This window comes from Acidobacteriota bacterium, assembly GCA_016196035.1.
Lineage (GTDB): Bacteria > Acidobacteriota > Blastocatellia > RBC074 > RBC074 > JACPYM01.
Map to the genome: position 1 here is coordinate 1 of JACPYM010000123.1, position 19,630 is coordinate 19,630.

Here is a 19,630-nt window from a genome sequence, read left to right on the forward strand (position 1 = left end):
TGCCATTTGCACCGGCACCGCGAAAGTAGGACGGACTTTAGTCTGTCCAGACCAACTGGACAGACTAAAGTCCGTCCTACTTTCGCAGTGCAAACCAAAAGGCGGAGTCGAGCCACGCGCTCAACTCCGCCTTTCGTTCATTTCACAGCTTCAGCCATGCCAGCTTGAAGTTTCTTTAGTTGTTGCCCCGCGTTGGCATTGTGCCACCGCCACTGCTGCTCGAACGTTCCGGTGCCGGCGCGGAAATCGTGGCCGCCGGAGCGCTGGTAATCGTCGAAGGCGCGGAAGTTGAAACGCTGCGCGAACCAAAGCCGCCGCTGTCAATGCCGCGGCTTTCGGCGCTACGGCCAAAGCCGTTATCAATGCCGCGGTTGGACGGGATTTCGCGACGAATCGGTTCGCGATCATTCCCAGTCACGACCCGCGCGGGCAACCCGCCAGCGACTACGCCGCCACCATTGTTGTTATTGTTTCCATTTGGATAGTAGTAAGGATAGCCGCCGTAGAACGGATTGTACCAATAGCAATCCGCCCAATTGCGATAAAAGCCGAAGCCGTAGGGCGAGGTCAGGAAGCCGCGATACGGCACAAAGGTGTAGCAGCCGTAAAACGCGTTATAAAACCAGCCGCCTGACAACAGGCTATTCTGCCGCAACGATGACAGATTCGCGGCCACCAGCGTTTGGGCGCGGTTGAAGCTCCAGGCGTCGAAGCTATCTATCGCGTCTTTGTCCACTTTGGCGAGTTCGGGTTTCTCATTGCCGCCCGTCAGACGCACGAGTTTGCCGCGCTTGATCTTTGCGTTGGCTTGATCGGCTAGCGCAACGTCGCGCAAGCCCAAATACGCTTCGCCCTGCCGCACGGCCACCCAGGTCGCCGCCGTTTTCGCGTCAATGCGAAGCAGCGTGGATTCCTTGGTGATGGAAAGCGGGCCATTGGGTGTCAGCACTTCAATCGGCGCTTTCTTGTCAATTTGACCGATCTCAACGATGGCCGAGCCTTTGAGCAACTCAAAGCGCGTTTCGCTGAAGCTAGTGTTGATGGCCTTCACTTCAGTGTTTTCATCCAGTCGTAAATACGAACCGGGGTTGAGCAGGATTTCAGCGCGGCTATTGGCGTCGGTGCTCAGTTGGTCGCCATCGCGCAACTGTGTGCCCAGAGATGCGCGCCCGGCCTTGCCGTCTTCGCTATCGTGCCGCAAAACGTGCACGATGCCATCGGCGCGATTGACGAATCCTGCTTTACTGGAAATCAGGTGTTGTGCACTGGCAGTGCCAGATACGGCCAGCATTAAGCTGAGCAGCAAACCAACCGTGGCATAAGAGATTCTTTGTTTCATCTGCGGCCTCCAATCGGAAAACGTGATTGTTCGTTGGGACGCGCCATAGATTCACATCCTGGCAACTCTGCTGTAGATAACTTTCTGACGCGCGGATTCTACTCCCACGAACCGCGCTCTACCAGCCCAAACACGCCCGGCCGAAACTTTTTCCGCGCGCGACAATCCCCGTGCTTTTTGCTCGGGCAAAACCAACCAGCACGATAGGCCAGCACGGCTGGCCAACACGGTAGGCCAGCACGGTAGGCCAGCGCGGCTGGCGGCTATTCAACTTTGCCTGTCAGCGCCAGCGCCAACGCCGGGCCGGCCTGGCAGTGCCCCCGCCCGCTGAGGTGCAGGTCGGCTTTGGCGCGTTGATCCAGCGCGAACAGGCGATTCAATTCCGTTCCGCGCACCGCCGCAGGTAGCGCTTGACGCGAAGACATGGCGAAGCCTTCCGTTTCACCGCGCAATAGATTGCCGTGCGTCGCGCGCATCTCGGCCAGCGCGCTCATAAACGGACTGCCAATCAGCCAGCCATCCGCAAAGCTCACGATCACATCGGCGCGATTTTTGACGTGCAAGTTGAAGCCATCAAACAACCGCCGCAACGGATCAACATATTCGTGCGCCACCGTCGCCTGATACCAGGCTTCACGGTCAGCAAAGCCGTCGGCATCCAGTCGCCCCGCCTTCCTCATCGCTTGAAGGATCGGATTCAGCCGCAGCGGATCGCCGCCCAGGTCTTCGTATTTGAAGCGCTCGCCCATCTGTGAAAGCTTCGCGCGTCCACGTTGGCTGACCAGCGCCAGCGAGTTGTCGGCTTGGTAATACAACGCGAAATCTACGCCCTCGGTCGCGGCGCAAACCTCGGCGACTTTGACCTTGTTGTCCGGCCAGGTGAACAACTGCGCCGAACCGACCAACCCGTAGCGCGGCAGCACGACGCTCCTTTCCGTCTTCAAGCTCTTTTCGGTCACAAAGCCCGCCTGCGCCAGCGCCTCATTCAACCGCACGTGTTTATAGCTGTCATAGCGGTTGCCGTGATCCGAAAACAACTCGACTTCCAATTGGTTTCCCGCTTGGGCGGATTCCGCGATCAACTCTTCCACCCCGCGATCCAGCGTGCGCAGATACGACTTGATCGCCTGTTCGCCGCCCAAATGCGTCAGCGAATCGGTTGCGCCCAGATAGCCCACAAACACCGGCGCGGACGAGCGGCGAAAAGCCTGCTTGCAGGCCAGCAAATCGAATTGCGCCGCAATCATCGTGCTGAGCGGCGCGGCCACATACGCCAAGGACCCGCCCAACGCCGAGGCGTGATAATCAAAGGTCTCGCGGAACGTGCCGCGAATGAACCGCGTCCCACGCACACGATCCTGCAAGCCGCCGATCAGCCGATTCTGCGCGCGGTCGTAATACTGATCTTCGTAACCCGGCGACGAATCGGCCTGCAGAATCTCGACCAGCGACGGATTGGTCGAAGACGGAAACGTCGCAATCATCCGCGCCGGGTTTTGGAAGTGTTTGAAAAGGCCTTCGGCACGCAGGTCGGCGATGGTTTGGTATGGGACGCCGTCGAGGACGAGGACGAGACGGCGCGGTTTTAAGGAAGATGTCGTGCCTGAATTCAAGCGCGCACCTAGCGGCAAGATCAGGCAACAAGCAAACAGATAATTCAGTAGAACAACCGGCGCGCGCAAAAATCTCTTCATAGCGGATCAAAATTTCTTTCGACGCAATATCAAGCAGCCTGCACTGACACTCGCCCCTGTAACAACACCAATCAGCCCACCCAACATACCCCACACGAGTGGCGCGTCTCCCATCAAACAAAGATACGAGCCGGGGTCGCCTTGAACCGAGCGCGGGTCAGTTTGCACTTGTTGCCAAGCTCGCTCAAATTGTAACTGACCATAGGCCGTGCCAATTCCGCCACCAAGCAAACTACCAAAGAAAGCTCTGATCAACAGCAAATGCAGCTTACCCTTCATCCGTGCCTACCAATCCTGAGTCCGTATCATATGCGTAAGATAGTCAGTCGAGCAGTGCTGTGTTCTCGCTGTTCGCCCAGTCGCAGCATCGCCGTGGCCGCCAAGCTACCGAGCAAAAGCAACAAAGCAACGAAAACAAAGATGCGATTCTCGCTCGCCGGTAAAGACCCAATTTCACTCAGTAGCCAACACATACAAGCTGCGGCTAGCAGCGTTTGTACCGCCAACCCAATTCGCAACAAGTTCAGCATTTGTGTAGGAAATAAGGTCGCCAGAAGTAAGGAGGCTAGACAGCAAGAAAAACCGCCCAATGCAGGCCAGAACAAAACCCAAAAACCATAAGCAAGATAGAGCATGCTAGCGAACGCGAGTGCAACAAGACACAACCAAAAGCCTGTTACTATCGAAAATCGTTTTCTCAGGGAGCGCTTCTCTCAGTTTCCCCTTGATGGTCTTGCAGGACTGCTTTCACGCCGAACACCATCCCCAACAACATACCTATGAGGATCGAAAGCCAAGCAATCCCTCCTCCACGAGAACACTCAGTGCTGGGATCAACTGGGTTAAGCCAGGCATACCAGAGGTAAATAGGAGCCATCATAAAGTAAAGGATGAACCCGCCACTAATCGAACCTATCAACCCTGCCAATATTGCTAACGACCATTTCATCACAAAACCTCCATAATTACGGCGCCGTATAAACCAGCACGCGCTTCCCACTCCCCGCCAACTTATGCCCCACCACGCCACCCGCAATCGGCAATCCAATCAGCGCCCCGGCAACGCCCACCTTCTCTTCATTGCAACTGCCACCGCATTGCTGAAAGCCTAGCGGCACTGCAATAAGAATACCCGCCAAAAGCCCTGCGCCTACGCCAAGGCCGCGAAATAGACGCTGTTTGGCGCGATCAACGCCGGTGACGCGCCAGACCTTCTTGATCTCGGTTTGTTTGAGTACCGTCAGCACGCCTTCTTTTTCAAGCTGCAATTCGGTGTCCGTGGCCGTCACCAGAAAGCCGGAGACCTTTTGCTTAATCCGCAACTGCACGCGCACTTCCTGTCCGGCGGCGATTTGCTTGACGGCCTCCCACTTTGCAGGTCTGGCGTGGCGGTCTGTGCGCACAGCAACGCCGGGTTGGTCACTAGCGGCAGAAAACAAAGACACAAAATCCAGAGAGGTTTCATCGCCAGCCTCATTTCAGTGCGTCGTGGTAGCCTTTCCGAACCGACGACTTCAATTTTCTAACGCGTGGTAAACGATGAACCACGTCAGCAGCAACACGCCAAAAATCACGCCCGCCGTAATTGCGATCTTGACACCGGTCGAGAGGTTCTTCCCCTTCGCCTGTGTGACGTTGGCGTAAGGCACGTCGGTGGCGATGCCGGTCTTCGCATCAGTGAGCACAAACGATGCGGCGTTGGTTTGGCTGACGTAACCGGTCAGTTTGGTTTTGTCGCGCAACTTGACGGCAAGCTGAGCGTCAGGCCCGGTGCCCAACTTGGCTATTTCGGCTTTCATTTTGGCGGCGTGGGCGGCGTTTTTTTCCGCGCTCGTTTCCGCCAAAACGCTGGGCGTTAGGGCGGGGGCAAACACCAAGACGCTCATCAACACTACGGATAAGCTTGGTTTGAACATAATCGCCTCCTGATCAACGCTAATCCAACGTCCGCGCAATCAAGTACAACACCAACAAGGTCACCCCCACTGCCACGGCTGCCGTAATCGCAATCGTCGCGCCGGTCGAAAGGTTCTTCCCTTTCGCTTGGATAACGTTCGGATACGGTATTTCGGTGGTAGTGCCGGTCTTCGGGTCGGTGATGACGAAGGAATCAGCGTTGGCTTGGCTGACGTAACCGGACAGTTTGGTCTTATCACGCAATTTTACGGAAATTTGCGCAGCCGGGCCGGTGCCGAGTTTGGCGACACCGGCTTTGACTTCGGCAGCGCGGGCGGCGGCTTTTTCTTCTTTGCTCGTGGCCGCAGCCGCGGGCGTACTCGCCAACATCAACAACAAGGAACAGACTAACGCAAGAGATATACGTTTTTGGTAAAGGGGTTTGAACATGATGAATCTCCTTTCAGGCACCGTCTAAAAATTCTTGCACCGCTGCTCGCAACGCCGCGCTCAGCGACGCCAACAAGAGCGGTGCAAGCTTTTCAAAAATCCTCAACGGTTGCGCTGTGGCTTAGAGCAAGGCTGGTGCCAGGGCTGGCACGCGGACTGAAATGGGTGCGACTGTGGGGCAAACTCTTCGGTTTGCGACGCTTGCGCGAGCCTTTTACGGCTGGGCGAGAAGTGGTCATGTTTGGCCGCGCGCCAATAGTCCGCCAATCCTCACACGCTGCCTGCCATGTCCGCCCATCAACCGTCAGGCGAATCTGGCGGTTCATCACGGAGTGGAAGCGGCCTAAAAAGTTGGCGGCGCGCAACAGTCCGTCCGCGCGTAGCCTAGAGTGTTCGCTGCGCTTGTGCTAAGGTGCCGCGCGCCAGCGACGATTTCTTAGCGAACTGAATAAACACTCAATTAGATGCGGCGGGCTGTCACGACTTGCCCGAAAGACTTGGTAGTACGCGCGCCTCGACTCTGACGAATGCTTGCGTTTGGCGTGCACATTGCTCTCGTTGTGGTACTCGCTTTCAACACCAGCGACGCTGAACTCGGTTTCTTTCTTTCACGATAATTCAAGGCAAAGTCATGGCTCCTGAACGTTGGCAACAAATCGAGTCGTTGTATCAAGCCGCCCTGGAACGCGAAGCAGCGCAACGCGAGGCTTTCCTGCTGGAAGCGTGCGCCGATGATGAAGCCTTACGCCGCGAAATCGCTTCGCTCTTGGCGGCGCGGAACGAAGCGGTGGGATTCCTGGAACAACCGGTGATTGTCACAAGCGCGGCGGCCAACAGCGGTGCAATTGCCGGGGCCGCGCTGGTTGGCCAGCAGCTCAAGCATTACCAAGTCGTGGCGCTGCTCGGCAAAGGCGGCATGGGCGAGGTCTATTTGGCCGAAGACCGCCTGCTGGGGCGCAAGGTCGCCCTCAAGCTCTTGCCCGCCAATTCACGCAAGACCGCGAACGCCTGTTTCGCTTTGAACAGGAAGCCCGCGCGGCCTCGGCCTTGAACCATCCGAACATCATCACCATTTACGAAATCGGCGTGGCCGACGGGTTGCATTTCATCGTCACCGAATTTGTCGAAGGCCAGACCTTGCGGCAACGCATGCGCACAACAGCTTTGCGGCTGGGCGAAACCCTGGAACTCAGCGCCCAGGTCGCCAGCGCCTTACAGACCGCGCACGCGGCGGGCATCATTCATCGCGACATCAAACCTGAGAACGTGATGCTGCGGCCTGATGGCTATGTCAAAGTGTTGGATTTCGGCCTCGCCAAATTGCTGCATTACGGGCCGCGTCACATCCGCCCGGCCTCCGACCCCGAAGACACGACGCGCGAATTGATCCAAACCGATCCGGGCAAAATGATGGGCACGGCGCGTTATATGTCGCCCGAACAGATTCGCGGCCTGGAAGTGGATGGCCGCAGCGACATCTTTAGCCTCGGCGTGATGCTCTATGAATTGCTGAGCGGCCAGGCGCCGTTCCAAGGCGCAACTTCCGGCGAAGTGATGGCGTCCATCCTGAATCGCGAGCCGCTCTCACTGGCGCAACTCGCGCCCAGCGTGCCTGCCGCCATGTCGCAACTGGCCACGCGCGCCCTAGCCAAAGAGCGCGAAGCTCGCTATCAAACCGTCGCCGAATTGCTCAAAGAGATCGAAAACCTGAAGCTGGATTTGGAATTGGCCGCCAAACTGGAACGCAACGGTGCAGCGACCGAATACCTGCTTGATTTGACGAGCGAACCGTCGGCCCAACCGCCCACGACGCAATCGCTTTATTCCACGCAAATCTCGCCGACTTCGCGCGCCAGCTTGCGCGATGCGCTGGAACCGGTGGGCGGCGCGGTGCCGCTTTCTTCCAAGTTTTACATCACGCGCCCGACCGATGCCGACTTTCAACCAGCCATTGCCCGCCGCGACAGCATCGTGCTGGTCAAAGGCGCACGGCAGGTCGGTAAGACTTCGCTGTTGGCGCGCGGGCTGCAATACGCGCGCGAAACCGGGGCCAAAGTGGTGCTGACCGATTTCCAAAGCCTCAATGCCGAATGCCTTGAATCCGTCGAAAAGCTTTTCCTGACGCTGGCGCAACTCGGCCTCGGCCAGTCGCTCGATGCCGCCGGACAGCGCGCCCAGGCGCAAACCGAATATCAAAGCGTGTTGAAACGGCAGGATGCGTTTGATTCGCGCAAAGACGCACGCAAGTATCTGGAACGGCCTTACGCGGCGGAGAAAACCGGTCTGGGCAAATGCGCCGAGTGAAACAGTAGCGCGCGCGGGAGCAAGCGGCGTTTGGCAATCACTGTCATTGTGCGACGGATGACGGCTCCGCTTGCTCACGCGCGCGCTACTGTTCAGCCTTCATCCGGCGCGTCTTCATTCAAAACAAAGCGCCGCGTCAGCCCCAAATCCTTCAACTTCTGCTGCAAACTCTGGCGGTGCATGCCCACCCGTTCGGCAGCGCGCGTGACATTGCCGCCCGTGTCGTTCAGCACACGTTCGATGTAAGCGCGCTCGAACTCTTTGCGGGCTTCGCGGAAGTCGGTGAGATAGGGTACAGGCAGAAAGTCCTCGGCGTGCGCGGTGGCCGGGCGTTGAAAAGCTTCGACGGGTTTGGCTGTTAGTTGTGCGGGCGAACTCGCGTTGAACAATTCGGGCGGCAAATCGGCGGGTTGCAACGCCGCGCCGTCCGCCAGCACCACACTGCGTTCGATGGCATTGCGCAACTCGCGCACATTGCCGGGCCAGTCATACGCCACCAACTGTTTCAGCGCGGCGGGGCTGAGTTCAGTACATTTCAATTGATACTTGGCGGCGTAGCTTTTCAAAAAGTATTCGGCCAGCAGCGGAATGTCTGCGCGCCGTTCGCGCAGGGGCGGCAAATCCATTTGCACGACACGCAACCGATAAAACAAATCGGCGCGGAATTTCTCGGCAGTGACCGCCGCCTGCAAATCGTGATTGGTCGCGCTGATCACACGCACGTCAAGCGGGAGCGAATGCGCGCTGCCCAGGCGTTCGACCTTGCGCTCTTCCAAAACGCGCAAGAGCTTGGCCTGCGTGTTCAAACTCATATCGCCAATTTCGTCCAGGAAGATCGTGCCGCCGTGCGCGAGTTCAAACTTGCCTTTGCGCTGCGCCGCCGCGCCGGTGAACGCGCCGCGCTCGTGGCCGAACAACTCCGATTCGATCAATTCCGAAGGCAAGGCCGCGCAGTTCATCGCGATGAATTCGCCTTTACGCCGGTGCGATGACTGTTCGTGAATGGCGCGCGCGACCAACTCTTTGCCGGTGCCCGATTCGCCGCGAATCAGCACAGTCACATCGGTGGCGGCGACTTTCTGAATCAAATCGTAAAGGCGCCGCATCGGCTCGCTCGCGCCTTGCAATTCGCCGACGCCGCGCACGGCCTGCAATTCGGCCCGCAATTGGGCGTTTTCGCGCTTGAGGCCCACCGCTTCGAGCGCGTTTTTGACGACGAGGCGCAGTTCATCAACTTCAAAGGGCTTGGCGAGGTAATCATACGCGCCCGCCTTGATGGCCTCGACGGCGGTGCGTTCGTTACCGTGCGCGGTCAGCATAACGACAGGCGGCGCGCCCGCGTCCGTTGCTAATTCGCGCAGATAGTCCAGCCCGCTCATGCCCGGCAGATTGATGTCGAGCAACAACAGATCGGGGCGTGCGACAGCCAGTTGCTGGCGCGCGGCCTCGACGCTGCCCGCTTCAGACACGTCGTAACTTTTGAGCGCGCGGCGCATGCCGTAACGGGCGGCTTCTTCGTCGTCAATGATGAGTATTTTCGCTTCCGCCATTACTCCGGATTAACTCCCAGTGCGCGTAGTTGGGCGGCTAGGCGTTCAGCTTGGGCGCGTGCTTCAGCGGCTTCAGTTCGCGCTCCCGCAGCTTCAGCCTGCGCTTCAGCAGCGCGGGCTTCCGCTGCAACGGCACGTGCAACGGTTTCAACTGGACGCTCAAACCGTTTGCCATCCGGCCCGTATACGCCAAGCCTGCCGTCTTCCTCTACTTTGAGTGTGACGCCCAAACGCGGGCTGTGCCATTCATTCTCGAACGGCATTGAGCGGAAGAAGCGCCCTTCACGTTGCCAGACTTCCAGCGTTCCGCTCTCCGGGTCAAATTCGTAATACTCTTCGACGCCATATTGTTTATAAAACTTGCGCTTTTCGTGCATCTCGCTGGCAGTGTTGCTGGGCGAGAGAATTTCGAACACGACTTGCGGCGCGATGCCGCCCTCTTCCCACTGCTTGTAGGAACTGCGCTCGCCTTTCGGCCTGCCGAAAGCCACGAGCACATCCGGCGCTTTGTTGATGCCGGGCTGTCCCTGCACCGGATACCAAAGCAAATCGCCCGCGACGAACACATTCGGGTCGTGGCTGAAAAGCGCATCCAGACCGACCTGGATGGTGATGATGTACTGATACTGAATGGTGTTGTCAGCCATTGGCCTCCCATCTGAATCGGGATAAACGATCTCGACTGCGCTTGCGGTACTAACCATAGTTTCACTCCTTGTAGAAGCTGTGCGTTGGGCCGCTACTTTACCACAGACGATGGCGCAGGGAACTCCAGCACGAAGCGCGTGCCGCGTGCGTCTTCCAGCGGGCTTTGCACCTTGATGGTGCCGCCCAACTCGCGCACGCGCCGCGCCACAATCGCCAAGCCCAAGCCGGTGCCGCGCTGTTTGGTCGTAAAAAACGGCTCGAAGATTTTCGCCTGCAATTCGGCAGGCACGCCCGGCCCATCGTCGCACACGCTGAATTGCCAGGCGTCAGCGCGTGGTTCGCTGCTCAGCGTAATGACGCCGTCGTGTTGAATCGCCTGCGCGGCATTGAGCAGCAGGTTGAGCAAAATCTCTTTGAGCGCGGCGCTCGTTTCACCGCTGAGTTGCGGATCGAATTGCAAATCCGATTCGACGCGCACGCGGCGTTCATTCAATTCATTGCGCGTCAATGCCAGCGTTTCATCCACCGTCGCGCGCAACGAAGCAGGCGCGGCGGCCACGACCGAGGGCCGCGAGAAGCTGAGCAATTGCGAGACGCTGCGGCTCAACCGATCCGCCTCGCCGGTGATCAAATCGAGATCGCGCCCGTATTCGCGGCTCACCGCTTCGTCTTCGCGCATCACCTGGGCGATGGATTTGATCGCGCTGAGCGGATTCTTGACTTCGTGCGCAACGGTTGCGGCCATTTGGCCGAGCGCCGCCAGCCGCGCGCTTTCAGCCAGTTCCTGTTCGAGCTTGACCTTCTCTTCGAGCAGTTGGCAATTTTCGAGCGCGGCGGCCAGATGGCCCGAAAGCACCGTCAACACTTCGCGTTTCTCGGCGGTCAGGTCTTGTTCGCTGCCACGCACGAGCAACAAGCCGACGACGCGGCTCTCGCGCCAGAGCGCATAACAGGCCACGGCCTTCAAGCGCGCCAATTGCTGCACCTCTTCGATCTGCGTCAACTGGCGCGCTTCGGCCAGGCGGCAAAATTCGGCAGCGACATCTTGCGCCTGCGTAGCTGCGACGATTTGCACCTCTTTCAATTCCAGCGCCTCGCGCAAGCGGTATTCGGCAAAGACGATGAATTGCGCCAGCTTGCCCAGGTTCGTCGAAGCCGCGCCGACCTGTTCGACCAATTCGCGGTACAAGCCGACTTCGCGGCGAAACAAGCGGCGCAAATAGGTCTCGGTTACGCGCCGCAACGGTTCGGCCAGCGCCAGCAACACCAAAATCAACAACGCCTCGACCACATCCGAACGCAAGCCGTAACGCTCCTGCATCACCAAACTGAACCGCCGAATGCCGTAGATGTAGGTCATCATCACCGCCGCCGCCAGCACGGCGTAAAGCACGCTCTGGCGCAGCACCAATTCAAAATAGCGATAGCGGTAAATGTAATAGGCCACGATGGCCGTCGGCGCGATGGACGAGAGCTTCGCCAGCAAATCCAGGTAACGTCCCAACGCGCCCCAATGCCGCGCGCCGAGCAGATAGGTCAGCGTGAAAAGCGCCGCGCCCGCCAGCATCGTCGCGGCGAAGGTTTTGAAAAACTGCCGCTCGCGCTGCGCCTGCCAGATCAGCGATAGCCGCCAGTCAATTGCCGCGCATTCCAAAAAAATAAACACGAACCACGCGATGAACGGCAGCAACAGCACGCCCAGCCGCTCAATCGGCGGCTCATAAGGTTCCTGCCACAGCCGCGTAAGCGCCCACGGCAACACCGTGCACGGCACATAACCCAGCCACGCCAGCGGCTTCAGCCAGCGTTTTGGGAATTGCGGATCGAACCAATCCAGCAGCTTGAAATGCGCGTGCGCCAGAAGTGGCGGCAAAAACGCGAGCGCCGAATAAGCCATCACATTCGCCGACTTGCGCCACCACCCGGCCATCTCGAAATCGAGCAACTCATAAATCGTGACCGCAAAATTACCTAGATGCCACAAGCCCAACACAACGCCCAAACTCAGCAACACGCGCTGTGAACCGCGCAGCCCGTAGCGGTTGTACAACATCCGGCAGAGATACAGATGCAAGGCCGCACCGGTGGCAAAGCCTACGAGTTTGATGATGTCGAGGGGCGCGAGGAGGGTTTGTGGGTAAGGCTGTTGAAGCAGCATAGCAATGCGAAAGAAAGAGATTACGGAACAGACGGAAATAACGGAGCAACCAGAAACTGAGTAGTGGTTGGCTGGGGGAAGTACCCAGCCGCAGATCAACGCAGAGCACGCAGATCAATTCAATCGGGTATCAGGTTTGATCGGCGTTGTTCAGCGTTCATCTGCGACGAGACCTCTCTGCGCCACGCCACTACCACAGCCCCAGAACCAGAACCAGGATTGCTTCTTCCGTCTGTTCCGTTATTTCCGTCTGTTCCGTAATCTCAAAAAACCTCTCGATCCAAGTTAGATCGTCACCTGACAGCCGCACTGCAAAGTGATCCGATGCGGTGATTGATAATGATGCTTGCCGCCCGGCACAAAATGACGAATGGCTTTGGTGTAAGGATCGAAGACGAAAACTTCCTTGACGCCCTGGCCCAGATAAAACGGCGGCCCCAATTCCAGGTCTGGTAGTGGGTCAATGGGGAGAGAGCCACGCCGCAGATCAACGCCGACCGACGCAGATCAATTCAATTGGCTAACAGGTCTGATCCGCGTTTTCCAACGTTCATCCGCGGCAAGACCTCTCCTCTTTGAGCCACTACCGCATTTTCTTTGTGTGCCTTCTTCGTATGCCTTCGTGGGCGAGGGAATTTAGATGTACGCGATCACGTCAATCTCGACCAGCGAATCGCCTGGCACCCAGGCCGCCGCGATGGTCGTGCGCACGGGCGGTTCCGCGCCGAAGCGCCCGCGAAAGACTTCGTTCATGGCCTGGTAATCTTCGGCCTTCGCCAGATACACATTGGCCTTGAGCACCTTGTCCATCGAAGAACCGGCGTTGACCAGTTCTTTCTCGATTTCATCCAGCACGGTTTTGGTGTGCTGTTTGATGTCGCCTTTGTAATGCGCGCCCTTGCCCGCGATGAAAAGCAGGTTGCCGTAAGAGACCGCGCCGTTAAACAGCGGCGGCGGCGCGTCCGGCTTGCGGTCGGGCTGCTTGCCGCCGGGATAATGGACTTTCTTTTTCGGCGCTTGTGTGGCGGCGTTGCCAGCCGGGGCAGCAACCGCCGTGGCGGCGGTGACGGTGGCGGCTTTAAGCAGTTTTCTACGATTTGAATTCATTGAGCAGTCTCCCTGAGTGTGGTTGGTGGTGATTGGTTCGTGTTAGTTGGTTGTGAGCAAACCGGAGCAAGCCAGCAGGCGTTGCGACCAGTCGTCAGCAGTGTCGGAAAGCGCGGCGCGTTGCTGCGCATCCGGCCACAGTGCAGCCCAGCCGCATTGCCAGCGCGCGAGTTGCCGTTGCAGCGCGCGCAATTCAGCTTGTGTCGCGAGGTCGGCATCACGGGCCGCCCATTCGCTGAAATGCTTGCTCTCGTAAACGACGCGCTGGGCGGCTTCGCTCAATTCCGGGCGCTGGGCAAACGCCTTGAGCCGGGCCAGATTGGACGCCAGATTGCCAAGCCGGACGGGCAGCGGGTCACGCAAGAAACGCTGCTGGCGGGCTTGCAATTTGGCCTTGTCGAAATTCATAGCGCTGCAACTCCGGCAAACAGCGGCGTGACGACGGCGCAACCGCGCGCGCGCAAGGCCGGATCAAGCAATTCCATTGACGGATTGTTTTGCCTGGGGCGGATGTTGATGAAGGAGTGATAACGGACTTCTTGCAACAACGGCAGCCAGTCCGCGCCCCAGACGTCTTCCTGCTGGCTGCCGTCTTCCAGCAACACGGCCTCGCAATCGGCGTGTAACTCACCGCCGCCCGCAACCATGCCGCGTTCGATGCCCACGGCCAGTTTGACGTAATCGGTTAACTCTTCGAGCATTTCGGCCAATTGCGCCGGGGTGGGTTTGTCAGCCAGTAAATGAATCATCGTGGGTTGATCTCCGGGTCGAGCAAGCCTGAGTGTTGCAAAAATTTATCTGACCAGCAGCCTGCTTGTGTGGCGACAGCGGCGCGTTGCTCGGCGTTGTCCCAAATGGCCGGCCAATTGGCGAGCCAGACAACCAACTCTTGTTTTAACTTCAGCAGGTCAGCTTGCCAAGCTGGTTGTACGTCCGGCATCAGCCACTCAATGAAATACACGCATTGGTCAAGAAACACTTTTACGTCCTGCTGATGAGCGTTATGATCAGAAAAGGAACGCGCCCTACCTAAACCGACGGCCAACTCGCCCAGCCGCCACGGCAGGGCCAAGCGCAGATAACTTTCGTGCAAGGCTTCCCAACGGTCCGGTTGCAATTGTACTTGTGCGTTACTCATATAACTCCTAGGACTTACGCAGAAGCATTGCCACAGAGGCACGGAGCCACAGAGGAAAGACATGAAAGACCGGAAGACTAGATCTCTGGCTCTGCGTCTCCGTGCCTCTGTGGCAAAGTTTCCGGCTTTTGCGTAAGTCCTAACTCCTAACAAGTCCTCGATGATTTCGGCGACGCGTGTTTGTGCTGCCGGGTCTTGCAACACAGGTGAATAGTTTTTTTGCCGAGCACGGATATTGATGATGGAGCCAAAATCAATTTTGCGCGTAACCATATTCCAACTTGCCCCCAAAGGTCTTCTTGCTGACAACCTTCTGCCAGCAGCGTGGTTTCGCAGTCACAGTGCAATTCGCCGCCGCCCGCCAGAATGCCCAATCGAATATCCACCACAACCTTCACCGTGTTCGTGCCAGCCTCAAGCATATCCTTGATCTGTTGCCGCGACGCGGGCGAATAGAGCACGTAGATCATCTCATTCCTTCACCGCCACCAGCGCAATCCGCACCAGCGGCGTGCCGCGCTGCGCCCGCTCCACTTTCGCAAACGGCTGGACGGTCGTGCGCGTCGGCGGGGCGGCGGCAAAGAAACTTGCATACGTCTCGTTCATCAGCTTGAACTCGGTGATGTCGTCCAGATAAACATTCGTCGCCACGGCGTGCGCCAGCGTTGCGCCGTGTTTGGCCAAACCGGCTTGCAGCAACTTGAAGGTCGCTTTGACTTCGCCTTGCACGTCCAAGTCATCACACGCACAGGCGGCTTGCGCCTGGCAGAAAACGGTTGCCCCATCCGCCGCGCAAACATCCGAGGCGGGTTTCTGGCTGCCGGTGTTGCGCAAGGCAATCACGGAGAGGGCCGCCTGTGCGCCTTCCGGCAACGCCGTCATCGGCAGCTTGGCATCCACCTTTGTGCCGTATTCGTTGCGGAAGACCGCAGTGGCTTTCAATTCAGCCAGCACGCGCTTCAGCGTTTGTTCAGCCTCGGCAGCCGTTTTGCCATAAACCGCCGATGGATAAATGCGCTGGCCCACGGCGACGGCGGCGCTGGCGTGGCCGAGGGGTTTGAGGCTTTTCAGCGTCAACACTTTCTTCACCTTCAAATCGCGCACGGCAACGGCGGTCATCTCAATCGGCGTGTCGGTCGGCATCTTGGCCGTGCCCAGAATCACGCGCGCGGGCGGATTGTTCGGAAAGTAGCCGGCATAGACCTTTTCGACTTCGGGCAGATCGCTCAGGCGTTCGAGATACAACTGCATGTGGACGACGTGTGCCAGCGTCAGACCGCCTGCTTCGACAATGGCTTTGACGTTTTCGAGGCACTGTTTGGCTTGCGCGGCGACGCCGTTAGGCACGTTGTTTTGCGCATCGCGTACACCTTGGCCCGAGACATACAGATAGTCGCCCGCGCTGATGCCGGGGCTGTAAGGGCCGACCGGTTTGGCGGCGTTGACGGGCACAATGACTTTGCGTTCGGAAAAAGCGGCGAACACATTCAAGACGAGCAAGCTTGCAAGTAGGAGTGGTTTGACCATGGTGGCGTGATTATACGGAAGCTGTCCAAAGCGGCAATAGAGCGAGCCGCCTAAACCTTGACACATTGAAGAAAGCCGGAGTATGGTCTGACCACTTTAGCGGTAGTATTCAAAAAAACAATTCAGGCATTTACCCCAACGCTGTTCCATCTTCCCTTTGGAGGCTCTCAATGACGCAACGTCCCGTTTATTTTGGTAAACAGTGGTGTTACCTATTTCTCCTTTGGCTCCTTATTTGTCCCAATATTTCAGCGCAAACAACTTCCACTTCAATCGTCGGCACGGTCGTGGATGCCTCGGGCGCGGTTTTGCCCGGCGCAAAAATCACCGCGCTCAACACGCGCACCGGCCAGAAGCGCGAAGACGTGACTTCCTCCACCGGTGATTTCAGCTTTCCGTTGCTGGACGTCGGCGTGTATGACGTGACGGTGGATGCGAGCGGCTTCAAGCAGGAGATCCGGCGCAGCGTCGTGTTGCAGATCAATGACAAACTGCGCGTGGATTTCGCCTTGCAGGTGGGCGCGACGACTGAAAAAGTCGAAGTCACGGCCACCGGCGTGACCTTGCAAACTGATGACGCGACGCTGGGCTTGACGGTCGAACAGCGCCGCGTCGAGGAATTGCCGCTCAACAATCGCAACCTCGGCGTGCTGGCGATTTTGCAACCCGGCGTGCAATACGGCCCGCGCAGCGGCACCGATGGGCAAGGCTTCGGCCAGCGCCAAGGTGCGAATGGCGTGCCGATTCCCGGCGTCGGTCTGGCCTTCGTCGCCAACGGGCAGCGCGAGACGAATCAGCACGCGACGCTCGACGGCGTGGTCGCCACCGAAGCGCGCGTCAACACGATCCCGTTTAGCCCTTCGCCCGAAGCGGTGCAGGAATTCCGCGTGCTGTCGGGCAGCTATTCGGCGGAATACGGGTTCAATTCGGGCGCGCAAACGATCATCGTCACCAAATCGGGCGGCAACGAATGGCACGGCTCGGCCTTTGAGTATTTGCGCAACGATGTCTTTGACGCCGAGAACTTTTTCCAGAACTACTTCAATGCAGCGGGCGCGGCGCGCAGCAAGAAAAACAGTCTGCGGCAAAATGATTTTGGCGGCGTGTTGACCGGGCCGCTGTGGGTTCCCAAAGTTTACGACGGGCACAACAAGACGTTTTTCATGGTCAATTACGAAGCGCGCCGCCGCCGTGATGGCGGTATCGCGCAAACGGCCAATCATCCGCCGCTGGCTTTTCGCAACGGCGATTTCAGCTCATTGCTGGCGCTGCCGACGCCGATCAAGATCGTTGATCCGCTGACCGGCGCCGAGTTCACCGGCAATATGATTCCTGCCAATCGCATTTCAGCCCCCGCCAAAGAGTTCATGAAATTCTGGCCCGAGCCACAGCGCGTCAATGCCAATCCGCTGACGGGCGTCAATTACACCGGCTTTGAACAACGCAAGCTGGATGACGATCAGGCTTTTGTGCGCGTGGATCACAATTTCAGCGAGAAAGACAAAATCTTCGGGCGTTACGCCTTTGACGAAGTGACCTACAGCGTGATTCCGGGCGACAACCCGAACTTCACCTATTTCGTCGCGGGGCGCAATCAGAACCTGGGCACGGCCTGGATTCACATTTTCAGTCCCAGCTTTATCAACGAAGCGCGCTATGGCTACAACCGTTCGGTGGACAACACGCTCAACCCGCGCGCCAACACGAGCTTTGATGTCGAGGCGCTGGGCGTGACGGGTTTCCGCGTCGTCAATGACGGCAATCGCAAATTCACGCCGCGCGAAACGGGCGTGCCGACGATCACGGTCAATGCTTTTTCGACCCTGTCGGAACAAGATGGCGGCAATGGTTTCGACTTTAACAACCTGCACCAATTCAATGACAACCTGACCTGGAGCCACGGCGCGCACAATACGAAATTCGGCTTCGACTTTCGCTGGGTGGATTTGTTCCGCGGCGCGGCCAACACGCCGCGCGGCAACATCACCTTCAACGGCGACATTGCCAACAACGGCTTTGCCGCGTTCCTGCTGGGCTATCCCAGCAGTACCGGCACGCCCGAAGGTTTGCCGCTGACTTACGCACGGCAAAAACGCTTTGCCGGTTACGCGACCGACGACTGGAAGGCGACGCGCAAGCTGACGCTCAATCTGGGCCTGCGCTACGAATACAACACGCCCGCGATTGACACGAAAGGACTATGGCGCAGCCTGACCTTTACGCAACAGGTCAACGGTGTGCCAACCGTCGTACCTAACATCGGCACACCGTTCGAATTTTACGAAGCGCAGAAGAAGCTCTTTATGCCGCGTCTCGGTTTTGCCTATCGCTGGACAGATCGTTGGGTGGTGCGCGGTGGCTTCGGCATTTATTACAACGTGCATCAGTTGAACAACTACACGATTCTGAATTTGAATCCGCCCAAGTCGGGCACCGCCAACTTTGCGAATTCGTCCACCGGCGGGCGCATCACCAACGCCGCCACGCAACCGGTGCTGACGTATGCCGCGCCTTTTGGCGTGGTCAGCCCGACGCTGGCGACCGGCATCAATGCGCTCGACCCGAAGAACGATCAACCCTACGTCAGCCAGTGGAGCCTGGACGTGCAGCGCCGCTTGCCCGGCGATATCGTGTTGTCGGTCGGCTACGTCGGCAACAAGGGCACGCACATTGACCAGACGGTCGAATTGAACGCGCCCGCGCCTTCGATCTTGGCGAACCCCGGCGGGCGGCGTCCGATTCCGACCTTTATTGACGGGGCGGGCGGGCCGTCGCGCCCATTGAACCGGCTGCGCTGGCTCACGTCCGATGGCAATTCGTGGTATCACGCCTTGCAGGTCAATGCGCAAAAACGCTTCAGCAAAGGTTTGCAGATGAACGTCGCGTACACCTACAGCAAGGCCGAGGGCGAAGGCTACGGGCGCAACGAAAGCGGCGGCGCGTTGCCCAATTCGTACCAGAACCCGCACAACCGGGCGGCTGAAAAGACGCGCTACGGGTTCGATTTCCGCCACAGCCTGGTCACGAGTTACCTGTATGAACTGCCGACGCTGCCGCTGTTCAAAGACAACCCCGGCAAATATGTTTTCGGCGGCTGGCAGATCAACAGCATCATTCAACTGCGTTCGGGCCTGCCTTTCACTGTCACGCAAACCAACACGATCAACACCATCGAAGGTCACGTGCGCCCCGACCGGTTGGCGAGCGGCAAGCTCGACACGCCGACGGTCAACAAATGGTACGACCCGGATGCCTTCCGCGTCGTCACGTGCGCGCAACCGGGTTCGGCGACGACCACGGCGGGCCAGGCGCTCAACAGTTATCTGGCTGGCTTCTGCCATTTCGGCAGCGCTGGGCAGGGCATTCTGGAAGGGCCTGGTTTCAAGAATGTGGACTTCTCGCTGATCAAGAACACGCAAGTGACCGAGAAGTTCAAGCTGCAATTCCGCGCCGAGATTTTCAACCTCTTCAACACGCCGCAATTCGGCATTCCGGCGACGGGGTTGAATGCGGCGACGGCCTTCCTGCCGACGGCGACAGGTGGCGCCTTCCCCACCCAAGTGACGGCTTCGCGCGGCCCCGGTTCGATTTCGAGCATTGTCGCGCCGATGCGGCAGATGCAGTTTGGGTTGAAGCTGTTGTTCTGATGAATTCGGCGCGGTACTTTACTAAATCGGTTTGCAATTGCGTTTACGAGAGCGTGTTGGGCTGGGACGGTACCGCGCGCGTCAGCAAGCGGCGCGTCAAGTTTACGCCATTGGCTGAACCGCCCACGCGCCGCTTGCTGACGCGCGCGGTACCGTCCTAATCGCCTGATCA

At 58.3% G+C, this 19,630-nt stretch carries 19 protein-coding genes; 4 read left to right on the plus strand and 15 right to left on the minus strand.

Going from position 1 to position 19,630, the window contains the following annotated elements; genetic code table 11:
- Positions 1 to 175 precede the first annotated feature (175 nt).
- The 5 genes from HY011_33990 to HY011_34010 form a co-directional block, all read right to left on the minus strand.
- On the minus strand, positions 176 to 1,339 hold the full coding sequence (locus HY011_33990) for a FecR domain-containing protein (GenBank protein ID MBI3427963.1): 1,164 nt from the start codon (positions 1,337 to 1,339) through the stop codon (positions 176 to 178).
- Between the two features lie 263 nt (positions 1,340 to 1,602).
- Entirely contained in the window at positions 1,603 to 3,033 is a 1,431-nt protein-coding gene (locus HY011_33995) for an alkaline phosphatase family protein (protein ID MBI3427964.1), read from the minus strand.
- Positions 3,034 to 3,998: 965 nt separating this feature from the next.
- Positions 3,999 to 4,436, minus strand: coding sequence for a hypothetical protein (locus HY011_34000; protein ID MBI3427965.1), 438 nt, complete (start codon positions 4,434 to 4,436; stop codon positions 3,999 to 4,001).
- Positions 4,437 to 4,547: 111 nt separating this feature from the next.
- Positions 4,548 to 4,949 (minus strand): hypothetical protein, encoded by a 402-nt coding sequence (locus HY011_34005; GenBank protein MBI3427966.1) that lies wholly within the window; start codon positions 4,947 to 4,949, stop codon positions 4,548 to 4,550.
- A 19-nt stretch (positions 4,950 to 4,968) separates the two neighbouring features.
- The gene (locus HY011_34010) at positions 4,969 to 5,379 is read right to left on the minus strand and encodes a hypothetical protein (protein MBI3427967.1); all 411 of its coding nucleotides are present in this window, start codon (positions 5,377 to 5,379) and stop codon (positions 4,969 to 4,971) included.
- A gap of 631 nt (positions 5,380 to 6,010) precedes the next feature.
- Between HY011_34010 and HY011_34015 the strand changes: the two genes are divergently transcribed.
- The gene (locus HY011_34015) at positions 6,011 to 6,430 is read left to right on the plus strand and encodes a hypothetical protein (protein MBI3427968.1); all 420 of its coding nucleotides are present in this window, start codon (positions 6,011 to 6,013) and stop codon (positions 6,428 to 6,430) included.
- The gene (locus HY011_34020; GenBank protein ID MBI3427969.1) at positions 6,427 to 7,683 is read left to right on the plus strand and encodes a protein kinase; all 1,257 of its coding nucleotides are present in this window, start codon (positions 6,427 to 6,429) and stop codon (positions 7,681 to 7,683) included. The genes HY011_34015 and HY011_34020 overlap by 4 nt, the downstream gene beginning before the upstream one ends.
- A gap of 92 nt (positions 7,684 to 7,775) precedes the next feature.
- Here the strand turns inward: HY011_34020 and HY011_34025 are convergent, their stop codons facing one another.
- The 10 genes from HY011_34025 to HY011_34070 all read right to left on the minus strand — a co-directional run bounded on the left by HY011_34025 (position 7,776) and on the right by HY011_34070 (position 15,811).
- A complete protein-coding gene (locus tag HY011_34025) occupies positions 7,776 to 9,233 on the minus strand; it encodes a sigma-54-dependent Fis family transcriptional regulator (protein MBI3427970.1) in 1,458 nt (485 codons plus the stop codon).
- A complete protein-coding gene (locus HY011_34030) occupies positions 9,233 to 9,937 on the minus strand; it encodes a Uma2 family endonuclease (protein MBI3427971.1) in 705 nt (234 codons plus the stop codon). Before HY011_34030 ends, HY011_34025 begins: the two co-directional genes overlap by 1 nt.
- A 35-nt stretch (positions 9,938 to 9,972) precedes the next feature.
- Positions 9,973 to 12,039, minus strand: a complete 2,067-nt coding sequence (locus HY011_34035; protein ID MBI3427972.1) for a hypothetical protein — start codon at positions 12,037 to 12,039, stop codon at positions 9,973 to 9,975.
- Between the two features lie 285 nt (positions 12,040 to 12,324).
- Positions 12,325 to 12,480 carry a hypothetical protein gene (locus HY011_34040; protein ID MBI3427973.1) on the minus strand — a complete coding sequence of 52 codons (156 nt, stop codon included), beginning with the start codon at positions 12,478 to 12,480 and terminating at the stop codon, positions 12,325 to 12,327.
- Positions 12,481 to 12,675: 195 nt separating this feature from the next.
- Complete coding sequence (locus tag HY011_34045) at positions 12,676 to 13,146, minus strand: RidA family protein (GenBank protein MBI3427974.1); 471 nt, start codon at positions 13,144 to 13,146, stop codon at positions 12,676 to 12,678.
- A gap of 42 nt (positions 13,147 to 13,188) precedes the next feature.
- On the minus strand, positions 13,189 to 13,554 hold the full coding sequence (locus HY011_34050) for a hypothetical protein (GenBank protein MBI3427975.1): 366 nt from the start codon (positions 13,552 to 13,554) through the stop codon (positions 13,189 to 13,191).
- Positions 13,551 to 13,895, minus strand: a complete 345-nt coding sequence (locus HY011_34055) for a hypothetical protein (GenBank protein ID MBI3427976.1) — start codon at positions 13,893 to 13,895, stop codon at positions 13,551 to 13,553. Before HY011_34055 ends, HY011_34050 begins: the two co-directional genes overlap by 4 nt.
- Complete coding sequence (locus HY011_34060) at positions 13,892 to 14,284, minus strand: hypothetical protein (GenBank protein ID MBI3427977.1); 393 nt, start codon at positions 14,282 to 14,284, stop codon at positions 13,892 to 13,894. The genes HY011_34055 and HY011_34060 overlap by 4 nt, the downstream gene beginning before the upstream one ends.
- A 146-nt stretch (positions 14,285 to 14,430) precedes the next feature.
- Positions 14,431 to 14,754: a hypothetical protein gene (locus HY011_34065; GenBank protein ID MBI3427978.1), complete on the minus strand. Its 324-nt coding sequence runs from the start codon at positions 14,752 to 14,754 to the stop codon at positions 14,431 to 14,433.
- Between the two features lies 1 nt (position 14,755).
- Positions 14,756 to 15,811 carry a hypothetical protein gene (locus HY011_34070; protein ID MBI3427979.1) on the minus strand — a complete coding sequence of 352 codons (1,056 nt, stop codon included), beginning with the start codon at positions 15,809 to 15,811 and terminating at the stop codon, positions 14,756 to 14,758.
- Positions 15,812 to 15,981: 170 nt separating this feature from the next.
- Between HY011_34070 and HY011_34075 the strand changes: the two genes are divergently transcribed.
- Both HY011_34075 and HY011_34080 read left to right on the plus strand, forming a co-directional pair.
- A complete protein-coding gene (locus tag HY011_34075) occupies positions 15,982 to 19,458 on the plus strand; it encodes a TonB-dependent receptor (protein ID MBI3427980.1) in 3,477 nt (1,158 codons plus the stop codon).
- Complete coding sequence (locus tag HY011_34080) at positions 19,458 to 19,619, plus strand: hypothetical protein (GenBank protein ID MBI3427981.1); 162 nt, start codon at positions 19,458 to 19,460, stop codon at positions 19,617 to 19,619. Before HY011_34075 ends, HY011_34080 begins: the two co-directional genes overlap by 1 nt.
- Positions 19,620 to 19,630: the final 11 nt, after the last annotated feature.